The organism is Micromonospora sp. DT41 (assembly GCF_049841715.1).
Lineage (GTDB): Bacteria > Actinomycetota > Actinomycetes > Mycobacteriales > Micromonosporaceae > Micromonospora > Micromonospora profundi.
The window spans coordinates 1-743 of the sequence record NZ_JBNCKU010000054.1 but is presented as its reverse complement, the minus strand read 5'-3'; the positions used below and the strand labels follow the sequence as shown (position 1 = coordinate 743).

Here is a 743-nt window from a genome sequence, read left to right as displayed (position 1 = left end):
CGGTGGGGGACCAGGATGCCCTTGGGTGTGCCGGTCGAGCCGGAGGTGTAGAGCAGGTACGCCGGATCCTGCGGGCGGACCTCGACCTCGGGCGGCTGGGGGAGAGCCCCGACGCCAGGCAGTGGGTCCGGTGCGTCGGCGACAGCGAGCGGGTCGGGTTGGTCCAGTTGCCAGCGCGGCGTGTCTTCCGGTGCGAGTGGGGTCAGGTCGGTGGTCGTCAACACCAGTCGGGCACCGGAGTCGCTGGTCTGGTACGCCAGCCTGGCCGGTGGCAGTTGCGGGTCCAGCATGGTCCAGGCGGCGCCGGCCTTCATCACCGCCAGTTGGGCCACCGGCAGGTGCAGGCCCCGGTCGAGGAGCAGCCCGACGATGTCGCCCGGGCCGATGCCGTAACTGCGCAGCTTTTGCGCCAGTCGGGTGGATCGACGGTCCAACTCGCCGTAGCTGAGGTCGACGCCCTGGAACCGGATCGCCACCCGGCTGGCTTCATGACCCGCCAGCACACCGTGCAACAGGCCCCACGGGGCCAAACCGTCAGGGTCCTGGCTGAGCACCGGGTTCAAGGAGTACAGGATGTGGTCGCGTTCGGAGCCGGTGAGGATGTCGATCTCTTCGGCGGGCTCGTCGGGCTGTGCGAGTCCGTTGGCGAGCGCGGTGATGCAGTGGTCGAGGAGTCGGTTGATGCGGTCGGCGTCGAAGAGTTCGGTGGAGTACTCGGCGGCGATGTTGAGGTGGCCGTCGGG

The 743-nt window shown here is 69.3% G+C and carries 1 protein-coding gene; it reads right to left on the bottom strand.

All coding sequences use genetic code 11. The annotated features are described in order from the left end of the window. On the bottom strand, positions 1-743 hold a 743-nt coding region (locus ACLQ23_RS31570), incomplete at both ends, for an AMP-binding protein (protein WP_425881537.1).